The sequence below is a fragment of the Candidatus Nitronauta litoralis genome (assembly GCA_015698285.1).
GTDB lineage: Bacteria > Nitrospinota > Nitrospinia > Nitrospinales > Nitrospinaceae > Nitronauta > Nitronauta litoralis.
Genome location: CP048685.1, coordinates 1,785,978 through 1,802,956, shown reverse-complemented (window position 1 = coordinate 1,802,956; position 16,979 = coordinate 1,785,978). Strand labels below are relative to the sequence as shown.

At 49.0% G+C, this 16,979-nt stretch carries 15 protein-coding genes and 3 tRNA genes; 5 read left to right on the top strand and 13 right to left on the bottom strand.

All coding sequences use genetic code 11. The features are described 5' to 3' along the window. Positions 1 to 235 precede the first annotated feature (235 nt). From G3M70_08300 to G3M70_08275, 6 genes are all read right to left on the bottom strand, one after another. Positions 236 to 1,435, bottom strand: coding sequence for a GAF domain-containing protein (locus G3M70_08300; GenBank protein ID QPJ61872.1), 1,200 nt, complete (start codon positions 1,433 to 1,435; stop codon positions 236 to 238). Between the two features lie 333 nt (positions 1,436 to 1,768). After that, positions 1,769 to 1,939 carry a hypothetical protein gene (locus G3M70_08295; GenBank protein QPJ61871.1) on the bottom strand — a complete coding sequence of 57 codons (171 nt, stop codon included), beginning with the start codon at positions 1,937 to 1,939 and terminating at the stop codon, positions 1,769 to 1,771. Positions 1,940 to 2,030: 91 nt separating this feature from the next. Next, positions 2,031 to 2,118 (bottom strand) — tRNA-Ser (locus G3M70_08290). 79 nt (positions 2,119 to 2,197) lie between these two features. Next, positions 2,198 to 2,271, bottom strand: a tRNA-Arg gene (locus G3M70_08285). Between the two features lie 50 nt (positions 2,272 to 2,321). After that, positions 2,322 to 2,951: a DUF2155 domain-containing protein gene (locus G3M70_08280; protein ID QPJ61870.1), complete on the bottom strand. Its 630-nt coding sequence runs from the start codon at positions 2,949 to 2,951 to the stop codon at positions 2,322 to 2,324. 142 nt (positions 2,952 to 3,093) lie between these two features. Then, positions 3,094 to 3,166 (bottom strand) — tRNA-Phe (locus tag G3M70_08275). Between the two features lie 167 nt (positions 3,167 to 3,333). On the opposite strand from G3M70_08275, the gene csrA reads away from it, so the two are divergent. Then, positions 3,334 to 3,573: a carbon storage regulator CsrA gene (gene csrA / locus G3M70_08270; GenBank protein ID QPJ61869.1), complete on the top strand. Its 240-nt coding sequence runs from the start codon at positions 3,334 to 3,336 to the stop codon at positions 3,571 to 3,573. Then, on the top strand, positions 3,570 to 4,034 hold the full coding sequence (locus tag G3M70_08265; GenBank protein QPJ61868.1) for a flagellar assembly protein FliW: 465 nt from the start codon (positions 3,570 to 3,572) through the stop codon (positions 4,032 to 4,034). Before csrA ends, G3M70_08265 begins: the two co-directional genes overlap by 4 nt. Positions 4,035 to 4,332: 298 nt before the next feature. Here G3M70_08265 and G3M70_08260 read toward each other — a convergent pair whose 3' ends face one another. Then, positions 4,333 to 5,649: a hypothetical protein gene (locus G3M70_08260; GenBank protein ID QPJ61867.1), complete on the bottom strand. Its 1,317-nt coding sequence runs from the start codon at positions 5,647 to 5,649 to the stop codon at positions 4,333 to 4,335. Positions 5,650 to 5,812: 163 nt separating this feature from the next. On the opposite strand from G3M70_08260, the gene G3M70_08255 reads away from it, so the two are divergent. After that, on the top strand, positions 5,813 to 7,036 hold the full coding sequence (locus G3M70_08255) for a serpin family protein (protein QPJ61866.1): 1,224 nt from the start codon (positions 5,813 to 5,815) through the stop codon (positions 7,034 to 7,036). Between the two features lie 6 nt (positions 7,037 to 7,042). Here G3M70_08255 and G3M70_08250 read toward each other — a convergent pair whose 3' ends face one another. The 5 genes from G3M70_08250 to G3M70_08230 form a co-directional block, all read right to left on the bottom strand. Continuing rightward, positions 7,043 to 7,828 (bottom strand): outer membrane lipoprotein-sorting protein, encoded by a 786-nt coding sequence (locus G3M70_08250; protein QPJ61865.1) that lies wholly within the window; start codon positions 7,826 to 7,828, stop codon positions 7,043 to 7,045. A 308-nt stretch (positions 7,829 to 8,136) separates the two neighbouring features. Next, on the bottom strand, positions 8,137 to 8,346 hold the full coding sequence (locus G3M70_08245; protein QPJ61864.1) for a hypothetical protein: 210 nt from the start codon (positions 8,344 to 8,346) through the stop codon (positions 8,137 to 8,139). Next, positions 8,306 to 10,678 (bottom strand): MMPL family transporter, encoded by a 2,373-nt coding sequence (locus G3M70_08240; GenBank protein ID QPJ61863.1) that lies wholly within the window; start codon positions 10,676 to 10,678, stop codon positions 8,306 to 8,308. The genes G3M70_08245 and G3M70_08240 overlap by 41 nt, the downstream gene beginning before the upstream one ends. A gap of 51 nt (positions 10,679 to 10,729) precedes the next feature. Next, positions 10,730 to 11,329, bottom strand: a complete 600-nt coding sequence (locus G3M70_08235) for a TetR/AcrR family transcriptional regulator (GenBank protein QPJ61862.1) — start codon at positions 11,327 to 11,329, stop codon at positions 10,730 to 10,732. A 477-nt stretch (positions 11,330 to 11,806) separates the two neighbouring features. Beyond that, on the bottom strand, positions 11,807 to 12,382 hold the full coding sequence (locus tag G3M70_08230; protein ID QPJ61861.1) for a hypothetical protein: 576 nt from the start codon (positions 12,380 to 12,382) through the stop codon (positions 11,807 to 11,809). A gap of 579 nt (positions 12,383 to 12,961) precedes the next feature. Here G3M70_08230 and G3M70_08225 point away from each other — a divergent pair. Then, on the top strand, positions 12,962 to 13,201 hold the full coding sequence (locus G3M70_08225) for a thioredoxin family protein (protein QPJ61860.1): 240 nt from the start codon (positions 12,962 to 12,964) through the stop codon (positions 13,199 to 13,201). Between the two features lie 181 nt (positions 13,202 to 13,382). After that, complete coding sequence (locus G3M70_08220; GenBank protein QPJ63759.1) at positions 13,383 to 14,186, top strand: MOSC domain-containing protein; 804 nt, start codon at positions 13,383 to 13,385, stop codon at positions 14,184 to 14,186. 98 nt (positions 14,187 to 14,284) lie between these two features. Here the strand turns inward: G3M70_08220 and G3M70_08215 are convergent, their stop codons facing one another. After that, a complete protein-coding gene (locus G3M70_08215; GenBank protein QPJ61859.1) occupies positions 14,285 to 16,978 on the bottom strand; it encodes an AAA family ATPase in 2,694 nt (897 codons plus the stop codon). Between the last annotated feature and the right edge of the window lies 1 nt (position 16,979).

Sequence of the window (16,979 nt, the reverse complement as noted above, 5' to 3'; positions counted from 1 at the left end):
TTTCTGCTGACTTATTTATCGGTTCCGTTTGAAACGAGACCTTTGCATGCCCCGGTATCACATTAGTGTCGGTCTGTTAGCAACCAAGGCAAAAAACCCGTCATCGCAGGGGACCAGAGGGAGCGCGGCCAAGATATTTTTCCTAAGATTTTGTCCACGGGGGGGATAATGGAAGAAGACATCCCTCGCAAAACCTCTCTTCCTATCAGCTTATAAACAACGTTTTCTGGGGCGACTAACGGGGATGGTAAGCCGGAAAGGAAATAACGAAAACGGCTCCTTCTCCGGGGTTACTTTCCGCCCTGATTGAGCCTCCATGGCATTGCACCACTTTTCTGACAATCGCAAGTCCCAGACCAGAACCATCCTTTGAAGAAGGACTCTTGAGTTTTGCCAAAGGTTCAAAAATTTTGTCAGCGTATTTCATATCAAACCCAACACCATCATCCTCTATATGTATGTCATACCCTCCGTCTGGCCGACAAAAACTTTTGATTTTTACTACACCGGATTGTCCTTCTTTTTTGAACTTTACCGCATTGATCAACAGATTTTGAAACATTTGAGCAATATATATGGAATGCGCTTCCAGGACCGGGAGGTTTCCTGCCTCTACCAGCACCTGGTTTTTCCCAAGAAGAGTTTCGAGATTATCCAAAACCCCCATGACAACTGTGTTTAAATCAGTTCTTTCAAACTGGATTCCATTGGAATTGATACGCGACAACTCCAGAAAACTGTCTATCAACTTTTCCATTCTGTCTGCTGCGTTCAAGACCTTGCTCAATTTATCCCGGCAGTTTTCTGTTTCAGTTTCATTCCGAGCCTGTCCACCAAAGTATTTTATTTTTCGAATTGGCTCTTTTAAATCATGCGAAACAAAATTCACGAAATCTTCAAGACTTTCATTTTTCTCCTTTAACAGCCTGGAGGTTTCAATCAAATCATTCTGAATCATTTCGAGATCAAGGTTTCTTTGCACCACCTGGTTTTTTCTATATACCAGCTTAAGCTGGGCTTCCACCATATCCCTGAACTGCCTCAACAGTTCCCGATAATCCTCATTAAAATTATTTTCCTTATTATCCAGAACACATAGAGTTCCGAAGACCTTACCGTCCGGCAATAAAAGTGGCAGCCCAATATAGGCGATCATTCCCTTATCCAGGATAGGGTTGTCTTCCCATTTGGGATCCTTTCTAGAATTAGGAATCTGTAATTCAGTATTTTTTCGTGCAGTTTCTCCGCAAAAACTTTCACCTTCTCCAACCCGAATTCCTTCCTTTATCGGGTTCCCTTCGGATTCCGAAGAAACTAAAACTTCAATAAAAGGTTTTTCATATTTCGTGAGAAGGACCGTGGATACCCCCAACAGTTTTGCCAGTAAATTTACCGGAGCCTTCCACTTTTCAACTTCAAAACCGTCAAGATTCATTTTTTGCCCTTCCGGACAATTTGAAATAGAAAATTTATTCAATGCGAATTTAAACGCAGGAACTCGTAGACGACGAAAATATTCCCCACATCATTTACAGGGAAGTCCGAATATTTCTTACCAATTCTATCCTAAATAGTTACGCGAAATTAAAATAAAAATGACCTGAGTGAAAAAGATTTTTGGAGAAATTAATATTTGGAAAATACATGCCCAATTTTTCTTAAATAAGCATTTATTTGTAATCCAGAAGGGCCTTCTGGATTCAAGAAAAAATGCCCTTTTTAAGCGGGGCGCAAAGTACTATTCTGGCAGGATTCCATTGTTTTATTGTCATGGAATAAACGCCATCCCAGCCAACTGTGGTGATTTAAAATAAACCGGGCAGCGAATGAGATTTGTTTTTGAAACCCCATCATTTTCATCAAGAAACCAGTATTCTTCCAAATATACCGATTCCCTTTTCCAATCAACTGTAGAGGTCACCGGTTCTGCCTTACACATCACGCGAATCCGATTGAAGAAACCTGAAATAATTCAAACGGTTGGCCAATCAAATTTTTTTAAGGGGGATTCTGCTGGCGGGAAATGGAAGCGGAGAGGGAGGGATTCGAACCCTCGGTAGGCTTTTGACCTACACACGCTTTCCAAGCGTGCGCCTTCAACCGCTCGGCCACCTCTCCAATACTGCTCGGACAAAAAGAGGAAACCCGGACAGTTTTGTTCACCTGCCGGGTTGCCTGTTGCCATCAAAATGAAAAGTGCGCCCAAGAGGACTCGAACCTCTGACCTACGGTTCCGCAAACCGTCGCTCTATCCAGCTGAGCTATGGGCGCCTGTTTTTTAACTGGACCTGCGGTGGGTCCCCAACGAACTCTTTATTGAATCAACTGGTATTAACCGGGATAAAATCCATCAACTGCAGGGAATAGGTTTCGTGCTCAAAGGCATACATCCCCGGAAACTTGGCAAAGGCCCAGCCTTCAAACAGAGTCTTGTCGCCTTCTTCAACCACCAGACGAACTGCCGGATTGGCCAGTTCATTGCCGCCGGAGGTGTAAACCGCCTTATCCATCACGAAGTTTGGCAGGAAGGGACCGACCGTTACCTTGAGTGGTGCGCCGTCGATCATAAAACTTGAACCGAGGTCGACCATTTGCATTTTGCTTTTTTCCTCGTCCACCTTGTTGCGGACCATGATCTTGACTGCTTTCCATTTACCGTCAACAGCAGGCGGCACCACCACTTCACGCGTGACGGCATTTTGGTTTGGATCAACTTCCGGGTGACCCTCGATATCGGAACTTGAACCTTCCGCCTGACGCATGACTTCACTGGGGGGACCGTTCTGTGTTTTGGATCCCTCAGACAAGCTGGTCATTTGCGCGCCATCAATCGGAGATTTAGGCGCTACATCTGTTGGCACGTTTTCATTTCCCTGTTCACCACAGGCCGCCAGGAGCAACATGCAGGCCCCCAATAAAGTCCATGACAATGTATTCTTTATAGTATCCATAATGAATATCTTACCACTTCCGGGCTTTCCCTGTTATGGGAATCTCCAATTAAGATAACGATCGTGGAGGCCCAAAAAAGTTTTTACCCAAATCCGGAAATGCAGTCCCGGGGAGATGAATTCCCCTCCAAGAAAAAAGGAGTGGTTGGGGACGGAATCGAACCGCCGACACGAGGATTTTCAGTCCTCTGCTCTACCGACTGAGCTACCCAACCAATATGTCAAAAACGCGAAAGCGTCAAAGGAAATGGGAAATTAGCACATCTGAGGCCCCAGAGTCAAACAATCCCCCTCAATCCCGCTTTTCCCCCTAAATTTCGGCAGTATGATAGAATCAAACCGTTAAATTGAATAAAAATCAACCCTTTCCAAGGCCCGGACCATGCTTGTGCTTACACGGAAGATAGGCGAGAGCATTAAAATTAATGAAGATGTGAAAATAACCGTTATAGATATTAAAGGGCGGAACATCCGTCTCGGCATCGAAGCCCCCCGGGAGACCAAAATCTACCGGGAAGAGGTTTTCAACAAGATCAAGGATGAAAATGTATCGGCCGCATCATCAACCGAGTTTGACCCGTCACAGGTCTCACAATTGATAAAAAATAAATTAAAACCATGACTTATCAATCCTCGCGCCTTGGAACATTCGAGATAAAAGACGAAGAAATTCTGAAATTCCCGGAAGGCCTCTATGGCTTCGAGGGAGAGAAACAATTTGCCATGCTACCATTCGACGCCAAAGTCGAATGTCCCTTGCAATGGCTGCAATCACTGAAAAACCCGGACCTGGCTTTCGTGGTCACGGACCCCTTCGTCTACGTTCCGGATTACCGTCCCCAACTGTCACCGGAAGAAAAAGCCTGCATCGGTGCTACCGAAAAAGACGCCCTGTGCACGCTGGTGATCGTCAGGATTCCGCAGGATTTCACGAAAATGACAGCCAACCTCGTTGCCCCGGTTGTCATCAACACGCGCACCCTGGTTGGGAAACAGTGCGTGTTGTCCAATCCCGCTTATGACACCGCCCACTTCCTTCTCCCGGAAGACGTCCGCAAAGGCCAGACCGCCCAGATGGCATAAGTCCTCCACAAGAGCCTGCCCTGAGCTTGTCGAAGGGGCGAACAAGAAGCATCTTTCAATACGCTCAAAAAGTTTTGGCACCTCCACAGGGTCCGCCCATTAGCCCCCCCCCCGCAAGGTTATCCTCTGCGGACAGCGAATGCTTAAAAATTTAAGGATTGTAACTTCGTTGAAATGTCATTCGGAGGAACCGAAGGTGACCCTACGACAGGCTCCGGATAAACTCCGAATCTCGCCTCGGACTTTTCGTTTTAGAAGGACCCGCCAAAATTGCAGGTGTCCTTTCCCACAAAATAATTCAGTTGTTTTTCGTCTGTTTCAAGAACGCGGAAAGTCCGTTAAATCCGGACCGTGCATTGAAATACAGGTAGCTGCTGCGGCTGCTTGAGTTGAGCGCGAAGTTGACCCGCCCCAGTTGCCGGCCATCGACAAACATGATCGTTTCCCAGGGTGCCGGGACTTTGAATTCGCGATTGGATTTCACAAACTGCACGAACTGCTCGAACCCCTCAAGACATAACTTCGACTCGATTCCACGCAAATCACACACCGCACGCAGGCCGGTTGAATTGTTCTTCAACTTTTTCTCAAAGTCCTCGGCCTTCGTCACATTGGATTCAACCTCTGCCCGCGTGACCTTGTTTGAAAAAAACTTGAGTGCCTCGGCAGGCTGAATATCAAAACGAATCGCCGATTCATAATCACTGTAGAGAATCGTGTTGTGGCGATTGATCCAGATTTTACCCCAGGGCCGGTCGGCAAGTTTATCCGCCAATGTATGCAAGGTCCTGGCACCCTGCAGACATTCCTCGCGATTCAGCTCCGGATCACAAAACACATTCGGTGCCTGCAACTTGCGTCGGAACGCCTCGCCAAACTTTTCATCCATCTCCTCATACACCTTGCGACGCTTGTCCCAGAAACTTTGCGCCTTGTTGTTCAGCAGGCGGTCTTTCATCGCGTCCGCCGCCTGATCGTGCCTGAGCAAAAGGAGAGTCGGGTCCTCACCCGGAGTCAGCGTGTCTGAAATAACCACCGAACCCCATTGTTTCTTCTGCAGTTTGTCCGTTGGAGTGACCGAGGCCAGGGTTTCGTAGCCTTTCAAGCACTCTTCGTTTGAAATTGTTTTGGTGCAATACAATTCGCTGAAAGCAAAGTTGGTCAGGATGGTGCGCTTGAACCCATCGACTTTTTTAAACAACTTTTCACGTTCACCCGCCCTGGAACTGGCCTTCAGCGCTTCCACCATTTGATCGCGAGAAGCATCCCATTTCACCAGCAGGCTGTAGAAACCGCCCGTGCTCAGGAAACGCGTGCTGATCCCAAACTCTTTCACTCCGGAACCCGGTGCTTCTTTCAGGGCATCGGACAAAGTCTGAGCACCCTGGGCACAACGCTTCACCCATTCAGTCTGTGTTTGATTATCGCCAATATTTTTGAGGAAAGGAAAACACTGCAGGAAAACCTTGCCGTGTCGCTTTTCGATATCGCGTTTAACCACAATCAACCGGTTGAACGGATCGGAAAGTTCAGCAGCCTGCGTGGCCGAGAGTGGAGTGCAAAGAAAAACTATCGCGAGAACCGGCACAATCCGCCGGAGAATATAAAATTTCATGGGACATCCCTTCTATTAGAGGTAACCCAACCAGCATACCGCAAACTCAAGGCCCGTGAGAATCAATAATTCACCGAAAAAATGCGAAAAAAAAATGTTCCTTTTATTTGGGCTAAAATCCGATTGCCCCTATCCTGTTTTTATATTATTGAAAGGAAATACCATGGCCTCCGATCAAACACCGTTCCAACCCGAGGCACTGAAACCCCTCGCATCTGGAAGCAACGCCTTTGGGCTGAAACTTCTTCAATCCATTGAAGAAAAAAATACCAATTGCGCCCTGTCTCCCATCAGTATTGCCTGCGCACTCGGCATGTTGTACCTGGGAGCGGAAGACCGGACTGCACAACAGCTTGCCGAAGTCCTCGGTTTTTCAAAAACCCCTTCGGAGGTCGAAACCTGGTTCCACAACCTGCAGGCTTATGCAAACATCCTGAGCCACGCGGGCGACCCATCCGTAGATTCTGACTCCCAGTTGCTTGTTGATGAGGCCTCCGGCGATCTGGTACTGAAGCTGGCCAATGCCATATGGGGACAAAAGGAATATCCCTTCCGCCCGGAATACATCGAACGTGTAAAGAAAGCCTTCTCGGCCCATGTCGAGAACATGCAGTTTCTTCCCACGCCAGAAGTCGCCATCGAAATGATCAACCAGTGGGTGAGCAAACACACTCACGGACGCATCCGGGAAATCATGGATGAAAACCTGCCTTGGGGATTCGTCCGCCTCATTCTGACCAATGCCCTTTACTTCAAAGGATCCTGGGAGCACCAGTTTAATGAAGCCGACAATGCAAAAGAACCGTTTAACCTTGCAGACGGCAGCACCGGCGAAGCGGAATTCATGAGGCAGGAGGAAACATTCGGCTACTACCACAGCGAGGAAAAGGATTTTAAAGCGCTGGAAATGAAATACGTTTATGGAAGCCTGAGCATGATGGTCATCCTGCCCGGAAAAAACGATGGACTGCCCACACTCGAAAAATGGCTGACCGGGGAACGGCTGGAAAAACTTTGCAAAAAAATGCGGTGGAAACCGGTCAAAGTAATCTTCCCAAAATTTTTAATCGAAAACCAGTTTAGTTTAAATGAAACCCTGACCGCCCTGGGCGCAGGAGATGTGTTTGATCAGGGCAAGGCGGACATCCCGGGGATTGCAGAAATCGAACCGGTCTGGGTGAGCGAGGTCCTGCACAAGGTGTGGATTGATGTGAATGAAAAAGGAACCGAAGCCGCCGCTGTTACTGCCGTCATGACCGCAATGGGAATCGACGACAGCGAACCTCCGGCCCCAGAAGTTTTCTGCGCCGATCATCCCTTCCTGTTCTGCATCCGCGACCGCGCCACCGGCCTGGTCTATTTTTTAGGGCGGGTTGTATCGCCATGAAAAAGGCTATCTCGCTCTTTTTAAACTGTTCTTGTTGAAGTCGCGGGATTTGAAGCCGACCCGGAATTTGTAGTTCGACCAGAATAGTGTCGTCTTTTTGCCGGTCTGGTGGTTCTCCATGTGCATCTCATCGGGATACCAGTATTTGTCGAGATACTGCTTGTAGCCGCCGAAAGTCTGCGTCTTGAGCAACGTTTTCTTCTTATCATAATATTCAATTTTCAGCGGACGGTATTCTTTCTTGTCCAGCCACACGATCTGCCGGGTGTAGCCTGAGTATTCATAAGCGGGGTAACGTTCGAAAACAAACACGGGCAGGCCGTCCATTTCCTCGTCACGCAGCCACTTGTACGTATACTTCTCCACTTCCTGGCTGGTGATGTCTTCATACGCAAACTCACTGCCCATGAATGAGCCGGATTTGTTGGCGGAGCTGATGCGCTTGACGCGTTTGAGTGCGGGCAGGTACAACCACTGATCGTCGGTTTCGGTTTTATGGGAGAAATTGAGCAGAGCCGTACCTTTGACATCGCGCGGTTCGTTGAAGATGACCAGTGATTTATCGCCATCGTCTTTCACTTCCATGTTCTTGGTGTGAATCTGGCGCCTCGCTTCTTCTCCGGAGCGGTTGGTCAACACCATCACCATGTCGGCCTGGTAATCCTGGAACCCGTTATCGCGTTTATCGTCTTCAACAGCTATCGCCAGTCCCTTTTCCTCGGGAGATTCAGCGAGAACCCCGGCGGGGACGAGCAGTCCCGCCAGGGTCAGCACGGTCAGCAGATATTTCATACTCTTTCCTCCAAATAACTTAAGTGAAGGCCAACAAGCGCTCGGCGCATGGACAACGAATTAGAAACCCCCTGTTTCGCGTCCCCCTTTAACAATAGGAGCTTTGCATTACCCAAGCCCGAAGGTCCAAGGCGAGATTCTTCGTCCCGTTGGTCCTCAGAATGACAAGACAATATTTTAACTGTCATCTTGAGCCTGTATAAGGGTGTCCCCAAAATTTCTGGCCTCTGATTAAACAATTACACAAAGGTTCCTTTGCAACGTTGAACATTGAATTACTCCACAAATTTTACGAGGTAATCCAATGGTCAACTTTTTGGCCCCACCGCCAGGTGGTCACGAATGATGAGGTCTTCCTTACTGGCCTCATTCGTTTCTTCTTTAACCTGTTCTTTTGCATCCTGTGCGGCGACATCAGGAATCTGAGTCACCACTACCTGGACTTTTTCTTCCTTCTGTTTTTCCTTATCAGCAACATCACCCTTTCCCGCCAGGAGCGAGACCGGGGTTAACAGCATCAGACTTGCTAAAACCAGAATGAAATTTCTCATGATCTTTTCCCTCCAGTTTCATAAGTAATGGGGGCAGGAACAGGAAGTCCGCCGCCAAAGCACAGACGATGGCAATAACCGTCATCACCCCCAGATGAACATTCATCGTAAAACCCGAATACCCTAAAACAGAAAACCCGATCGCCAGCACCAGCGAGGTGATCCCAAGTGCGGTGCCAACAGTGTGGAACGAATAACGCACCGCTTCGGCTGGCGTGGCCTTACGTTCCCGCCTGGCGCGCAGGTACTTACTCAGAAAATGCACGGTGTCGTCGACAATGATCCCGAGTGCAACCGGAGCCACTACCGAAACCGAAAGGCCGACATACTTCACCGTCACCGCCCAGATACCGAACGTCATCGCAATCGGCATCAGGTTGGGAACAATACTCACCAGTCCAAACTTCATACTCCTGAGTGCCATCACGAGAATGGCGGAGATCAATATCAGAGCCAGCACAGCACCGTTCATCATCGCCTCCACATTGCGCATGGCGATATGCGAGAACATGATCAACGGACTCGCCCCCGGACCCTCCATGCTCGCCGGAGCATTTTCGCGCAACCAGGTCTGCGCCCGTTCTTCGAGCTCCAGGCCTTCCCGTGTGGAAATATTATCCAGCACAGCAGTGAAGCGGATGGCGGACTTGTCCACATTGATCTGGTTGTTCAGGTCCAGCCCAAAGGGGAGCGACAACTCATACAGCAGCAGGTATTGAGCCGCGAGGTCACGCCGGTCCGGTAATTTGTACCAGGCCGGATCATCGCCGTGCATGTTCTTGTTGAGACGCTTCATGATATCGGTCAATGTGCCGACGTACATCACATGCGGCTGGGCACGATACCACTCTGCAAACTTGTCCACTGTCTTGAGATATTCCGGATCAGCAATTCCGCCGGAGTCCGCCGCCTTCAGCGAGTATTCAATCGATTCGAAACCCGTCAGGTTGGCGACGACGTAATCGTTGTCGTTGCGAAAATCAAAACGCTTGTCGAAGTATTCATTGAATCGTTCGTCAATTTCGATACGCGGCGTCATCGCCACCAGCACCAGCACAAAGGCCATCATCCCGAAAAACCATTGACGGCGTTTGGCGATTACACGGTCGGCCAGCCAGTCCACAGGCAGTCGACCCGATTCCGGTAATGGCCTGACTTTAACCGGCAGGATCGTCATCAATGCAGGCAACAGGGTGACTGAATACGCATAGGCTGCCATCACACCGATGGCGACGATGTTACCGAGATCCTGAAACGGCGGCGAGTCACTGAAGTTCAAGCTGAGGAAACCAATAGCGGTGGTCACACTGGTGATGAAGACCGGCTGGTGGTTGACGCGCAACGACTCGGCGATGGCATCGCGCTTGCTCTTACCCATCCGCATCTCGTGCAGCATGGTAGTGAGTATATGGATACTGTCTGCAACGCCCAGCGTCAGGATGATGATCGGCGCATTGGCCGCAATGGGTGTCAGCAATATCCCCACATAACCTGCCAGGCCCATACCGGTCATAACTGAAAACGCCACCACCAGAATGGTGGTCAGCATCGAGAAAAATGAACGCAGCATCCACCACAACAGGATGATGACCAGCGAATACATGATGGGGATCAACGTCATCATGTCGCCGCGACCCGCCTCATCAAACGCATTGTTCATGAACACAACGCCGGTCATGTAAAAATTGGTGTCCGGGTACTTGGCGCGAAATTTTTCCACCATGTCACGGACGAAAGTCACTACCTCGGGCGTTTCCTCATTGGCTTTACCCGGAAGGTTGACGGTTGTGTTAACCCCGGTGATGGAAGCGGTCTTGTTGACCAGGCGACCGATCAGAAGCGGTTCCGTGAGCGCAATGTCTTTGACACTTTTAAATTCTTCGGCCCCCATCTTTCCCGGATTCTTTACGAGGTCCGCGACAATCAGGTCGTCTTCCTCTGCGCGGGTGTGCTGATAGTTGGTCACCGAGTCGACGCGGATGGAGTAAGGAATCTGCCAGGAAGCTTCCGTCAGTTCCTTTACGATCTTCATGGTTTCCGCCGTGAACACCCCACCCTGCCTGGGCTCAATGGCGATCATGACGTTGTCGTTTTTCGTGTAGGTGTTCTGCAGGGTTTCGAATGCGTTGAGCTGGGGGTTGTCCTCGCTGAAGAACACCCGGTAGTCGGTCGAAAAGGCGAGGAAGCGTCCGCCACTTGCCGAAATTCCGATCAGGACCAGCATCAGGAGGATGACCATCCAACGCCAGGAAATGACGAAGCTGGCAAATTTTGAAGTTGGCTGGACGTTGTTGTTCATTGGCTGAATATTAAATATTTTGAAAAATGTTCAGTTAGAGGGCAAAAAAAATCAGCCCTTTTTAAGTGCCTTAATCAGCAGGGACAGGACCTCATGCGCTTCCTGCTCCAGGGTTTCCAGTTCATAACCCGCCATGTTCCGCGGGGCTATGAATTTATAGTTGGCGAGCAGGAAAGCCTCGGCGGTTTTCAGGATATCCTCGACCTCAAATTCGCCGGAGCGATTGCCTTCAGCCAGGATTTCCGCCACCATCGACTGCAGTTTTCCCCAGTGGGCAACTACCAGATCAAAGCGGTTTTCAGTGATGTGGAGGACCAGTTCAAGCAGGGTCGGGAAGTCCGCAAAGTGGCCGTGCATGTACCGTAACTTGTTTAGGATGAAGGCCTCCAGGCGCTGGGCGGCAGTCATGCCCGGTTCTTTCAGGACCTTGCGGACTTCGTCCTCGGATTCCCCCATACAGCGCTTGGCACAGGCTGCACCTATCTCCGTCTTGTTCTCGAAGTAGCGATACAGGTTGCCGGCGGACATGTCGCAGTCGCGGGCGATCTCGGCCATGGTGGTCTTGCCGAATCCGTAACGGCCGAACCGCTCCAGAGCCGCGTCCTGGATCTGCGAGCGTGTATCGACTGATTTTTCATGTTCAACGTCCATTTATTTTTACCCATAAAATTATGTGTAAATATTTTACGGATTATTCAGGGCTAACTCAAGGATTATTTTGAGAGTGGCTCAATAAGGCTGATTTTCGCCCGATGATAAAAGGCTATCTATGTAAAAGCAAAAGCGCGATTCTTCGCCTGCGGCTCAGAATGACAATAAGTTGGTTTTAGTAGTTTTATTACAAACGGCTGGCAAAAGTCTCTTACCCCTCTTAACCATTAGACTTGGATACTGCCTCCGGAGCAAAAGCGACGAAGCAATCCAGACCTCTGGATCGCCACGCTCCCTCCAGTCGCTCGCGATGACGGACATTTTGTCATTCTGAACGAAACAAAGTGGAGTGAAGAATCTCGCCTTTGCTTTTTCTCCTTTTCGGTCCTCGCACTTATTCCAAACAAATCACCTATGCCACCTCATCTTCATTCCACCATTGAGCCAAAAACTAGAAAAAAATAGCCACAGAATTCACTACCAGAATTTCCACCAAGGCCTGGGTTTATTGGGATTCATTGAAACCAGAATAGAAAACTCAATATTTTCAAAATCAGGATTTTCCATATCATGCCTGAAACCTGTTAACGCCTCTGCCAAATGCAAGGGAATATCAAAGACACAATCTACATCAGCTTTTTCTCCACCCTCTTTTTTTTGCTCTGCAAATTTCACACTTTTTATATTTTCAAAATCTTCCGGAAGAATCCCCTCTTCTTCTAAATTTAACATTCCCTGTTGTGAATCATGTGACACTTGCCAAAGTTTTCGACCATTTCCCCAATATTGGGCACTGGAATACATTACATGCTCTTCAATATTACAAACGACCATTTCACAACCCTCTGAAAGAGGTATGAGAATTTTATCTGAAACATATTTAGATTCAAATTCGTCTAAGAAAATCAGATACCAATTATTTGGCAGCAGGGCTCCACTAATCCCAGAATTTACATCCTTCTCCTTTTCCCCCGTCTCACCTAACTCCAATGCATCAAGGATTTTCTGTTGAGGTTTTCCTTTGATCGCCATCCATGAAACTGCAAAACCCATTTAATCCTCAATCCAAAAAAAAGCAAATAAATGACCTGACAGAAACAGACAACAAAACAAACCATTACAATCCGAAAAAAATGCCCAATCCGTTTCTATTTTCAAATAAAGAACGACTTACCATTCAATGGCAAGAGCACCTTGGGCCATGGCAAAGCTCTAGGGTGTCGCGGTGGCAGGTCATCAGCAATACCTGCCGCCTGGTGGTGAACTCTTTTAACAACTCAAGCACCTGCAGTTTGCGGTCGTCTTCAAAGTTAACGAACCCATCGCACGAAATCTTCGCTAAATGGTTACTCAGTCTCTAAAAAACGAGATCCATCAATGGCCTGGTATTTAATTATTTCTGAATAAACAATCCCCTTCCGTTATAGAGAATCCGCTTTCCTCAGATTATATATTAACAACCCAGAGTCCCACACCCCAACAATACCCGATCCTCCACACAATCCACAAAACACCCTCCCAATTTTTTTAAGTATTGACTCGAAACTTGTTTGACAAACGAGAGTTCCCGCGCTATGATTATTTTAGTTTCGATTCAAAACTAATATTCAAACATCACAAAGGAGCGTCAAAATGAAAAAGGCTGTTTTTTACCACGCGGGTTGTCCGGTATGTGTGACTGCAGAAGACATGGTCAGCCAGGCTATTGATCCTGCAAAATATTCGCTTGAAGTGGTTCATTTCGCTGAAAAACCGGATCAAATTGCAACGGCTGAAGCAAAAGGTGTGAAATCGGTTCCTGCATTGGTACTGGACAATGAAGTTTTTCATATCAACTTTGGTGCCTCCATGGCGGATGTAAAAGCTTCCTAAAAACACAAAAAACTGTTAGAAATCCTGTTCTGTCAGCCTTGTGAAAAACTACCCGGTAGATTTTCACAAGGCGGCAGGAACAAATCCAATCGTCAAACTTAATGAAACAGGAGAAACTTTTGTGACGGAACAAATAGCGTTGGGTCATATTACATATTTATCGCGATACCCTGTTAAGTCGATGACAGGAGAAATATTGTCAACTTCTGAAATAGGCCAGAACGGGTTATGGGGAGATCGGGGCTACGCTATTATCGACAAAGCGGATGGGAAAGTCGCCACAGCAAAGAACCCCAAAAAATGGCCCAGTCTTCTGAACTACCAGGCCACAATCAAGGATCTCGCCTCAAATAACTCGATATCTCCGGTCACCATTAAATTTCCTGATGGCACTCTTGTCAGCAGTGACCAGTCTGGAATTGACGAGAAACTATCCCAAGCCTTTGGCCGCGAGGTCTTTCTCGCGAGGACGGAAAGTGGAAAAATAGCAGGTGTCCAGTCACCCATTCCCGATTCCTGGACAGCAAGCTCGGAAGAGTACAATCTGGATCTGGATGGTCGGGTGGAAAAAGAATCAGTTACCGATTTTGAATTACCCGAAGGGACGTTTTTCGATGCGGCTAAATTGCATCTCTTAACCACTTCCACTCTTTCCCGGTTGAGCGAAATCTATCCTGAGGGCGAATTTAACATCCAGCGGTTTCGTCCCAACATCGTTGTCGAAACGATCGGCACTGAAAATAGTTTTGTTGAAAATGAATGGATTGGACATACGCTCGTCCTGGGGAATGAGGTCCGGCTCAAAGTAACAGAAGCATGTCCCCGTTGCGTGATGACGACTTTAGGCCAAGGTGACCTCCCAAAAGATACTGGCATTTTGCGAACGGCGGCTCAGCACAATCAAGGTTATATCGGAGTGTATGCAACGGTTGTTCAAAGCGGCAAAATTAAACAGGGTGACTCGGTTCGGCTTGAGAAAGGTTGATCAGGCAGGAGCCCCATCACAGGAAGACAGGGGGACTGCAACAATATTCGAGTTATTTCACTCACACCACCAAAAGCTCTGGCTTTGGCTGGCAAGTACTACCACTCCACTGCTTTGGCTCCGTGAGCCAGACAAAGGTCCCGGGTGTCGCGGTGGCAGGTCATCAACAACACCTGCCGCTTGGCCGTGAACTCTTTTAGCAACTCCAGCACGCGCGGTTTGCGGTCGTCATCAAAATTAACGAACACATCGTCCATAATAATCGGTAACGGTTCAGCGCGGCTTTCATACTCTTCTATCAATCCGAGCCGCAAAGACAAATACAACTGCTCGCGTGTGCCGCGACTCATCTCGACCACTCCTGTTTCGCGAAGGTCCTTGTCCTGAATCACCAGGTTGTCCTCTTCAAAACGTTTGATAATGTTCTGATACCTTCCTTCGGTGATACGTTCGAACCGCTTCGCCGCCGCTACAATCACTCCCGGCTGGCGCGTTTTTTCATAACGATCTTTGGCTTTCTTTAAAAGTGCCTCGGCCAACGCCCGCTTCGCCCACTCCCGTGCATGTCTGTTGATTTCCGCACGCAGCGACTCCTGCTGCGTCTGCTTTTCAAGCAGAGTCTCTTCAGAAACCAGCCGCTCGGCCTCGCCCTCCAGTTTTCCCATCGACTCCCGTAATCGGCGGGACTCCGCCCGGTTTTCCTCCAGCCGTTGCGCGATGCGTTCCAGCTCGGCTTCAAGCTCATTGGGTTTGGTCCGACCCAGTGATTCAACAAATAACTTATAGTCACCCCCGCCCCCTACCCGCTCCTGGATCCTGCGCCGGGCGTCCTGTTGTTTATTTTCAAGAGCCGTCTGCCTCGAAAACAATTCCAGCCTCTCTTTAAATGCGTCATCGTTTTCCACTCCGGCTTCTTTCACAAGAGTCGCCTTCGCCTCAAGGGACACGGCTGACTGTTCTTCGAGGCGTGCGATACGACCTGTCTGCTCTTCGATGCGCGACATTAATTGACGACTCTCTTCTTCCCGTCCCCGTGCCTGATCCCAACTCTTGCAGATGAGTGACAGGTTGGCGATCAGGTCGGGTCCCGCCTGGAAATCATCAATGTGCGGTGCAATCCCCTCGACTTTATCCTGGGCTTCGTCGAGGACCTTCTGCATTTCTGCGATCCTGCGTCCGAGGTTTTCCCGGTCGGAAATCCGTCCCTTTATTTCCCGGATTCGGCCCCAGGTCAATTCAATCTTGTGCGGCGCAAGTTGTCGGGATAAGCCTTTTGCTCCAGCCCAGTCGCGCCAGCGTTCGTGTTCTATGTCACGGGCTTCCGTAGCCTGCCGACATTCCATTTCAAGATTCGCTTCGGTTAAGTCTTCGGTTTCAAAATCATCCGAACGTTTTTTAATATTGAATAAGAGCAACCCGGCCAACGCCGCAACCAACACCCCACCCAGCGCCAGACCGATAGAACCGACCACGGCGGCGCCAATGAGAAGTCCCGCCGCAACAGCGGCAAATCCATAAACAAACGAGTTGAGCCATCCGGGGATTTTACTTTTGCCGGACTCTGCGGCAGCTTTTTGCTGACGGTGGTAGTCCAGTCGCGAGGTGGCATCGCGCGCACGTTGTTCCAATGCTTGTAGAGACTGAGCAAAAGCCTCTGCTTCAGAAAGGTCCGAACCGGTGAGCGTGAACTGTTTCACCCTTTCCTCATCCCAATCCGGGTCGAATGTTTTGATATCCGCCTGAATCTGATCCTCGGCGCGGTCCTGATCGTGCTGACAGGTGATGAGGTCTTCCTTTGCAGATTTTACCTGCTCGATTTTCTGCCGCATCCACTCCACGTCATGGGATTTTTCAAGAAAGGCCTGCGGGACCTTGAGACTGCCCAACTGTGTCTGCAATTGATTCAGCCGGCCTTTCTCTTCGGAGATCTGACGCGAAATCCCGGCGAGTTCCTCTACCAGTTTTTCATGATGTTCGCGGGTGTTTTCCCGAAACGAAATTCTCGGACCCAGCGTTTCCAGTTCCCGGTGCGCCTCATCCAGATCCAGATAAACCGGGTACAGTTCGAGACGCAGTTCCAGATCGCGCTTCAGCTTTTCATCGGCAGCCAGTTTTTCTTCCAGCTCGATGCATTGTGTTTCCAGAGTATTCCGTTCTTCAACACAACGATCATAGGCCGGGAGGTTTTCGCTCAAGCCACGGATGTCTTTGGACAAGCCTTCGTATTCTTTATAGAGGGAATTTATTTTAGGTATGCTCCCCTGTTTTTTAAACAAGTCCTCTTTTTCTTTTCCCAGCCCCTCCATCACCTTGCTGAGTGATACCCGATTGAGGCCCATACCCGCGCCGTAAATCCGGTTTTTTACTTCATCCGCCCCTAGCGAATCCAGATCCTGCAATTCATCCAGAGTAAAAGCGTAGACATTGTTGAACAGGTCTTTGGAAGCGTGGCCTAGCAACTGTTTCAGAGCAGGCTCGCCCTCTAAAGATTCATTGCCGAGAGTGATCGTGACCGGTCCCCCGTGCGGGCCTTTGGTTCGTGCGATGACCGCGTTTTTTCCATCGGAGGTTTCAACTGCAAGCCGACCCCCGTAATTTTTCCCTTCAGCCTGATAGGCGTTGTGTTTGGTCGACACCTTATACCCGAACAACACCCGGCGGACAAATTCCATGACGGTCGATTTCCCGTATTCATTGGGGCCGTACAGGACATTGATTCCAGGAGCCAGTCCAGTCAGTTTCAATTCCCGGGTGGCGCCGAAACTGTCGATATGGATTTCGCGCAGTTGCATG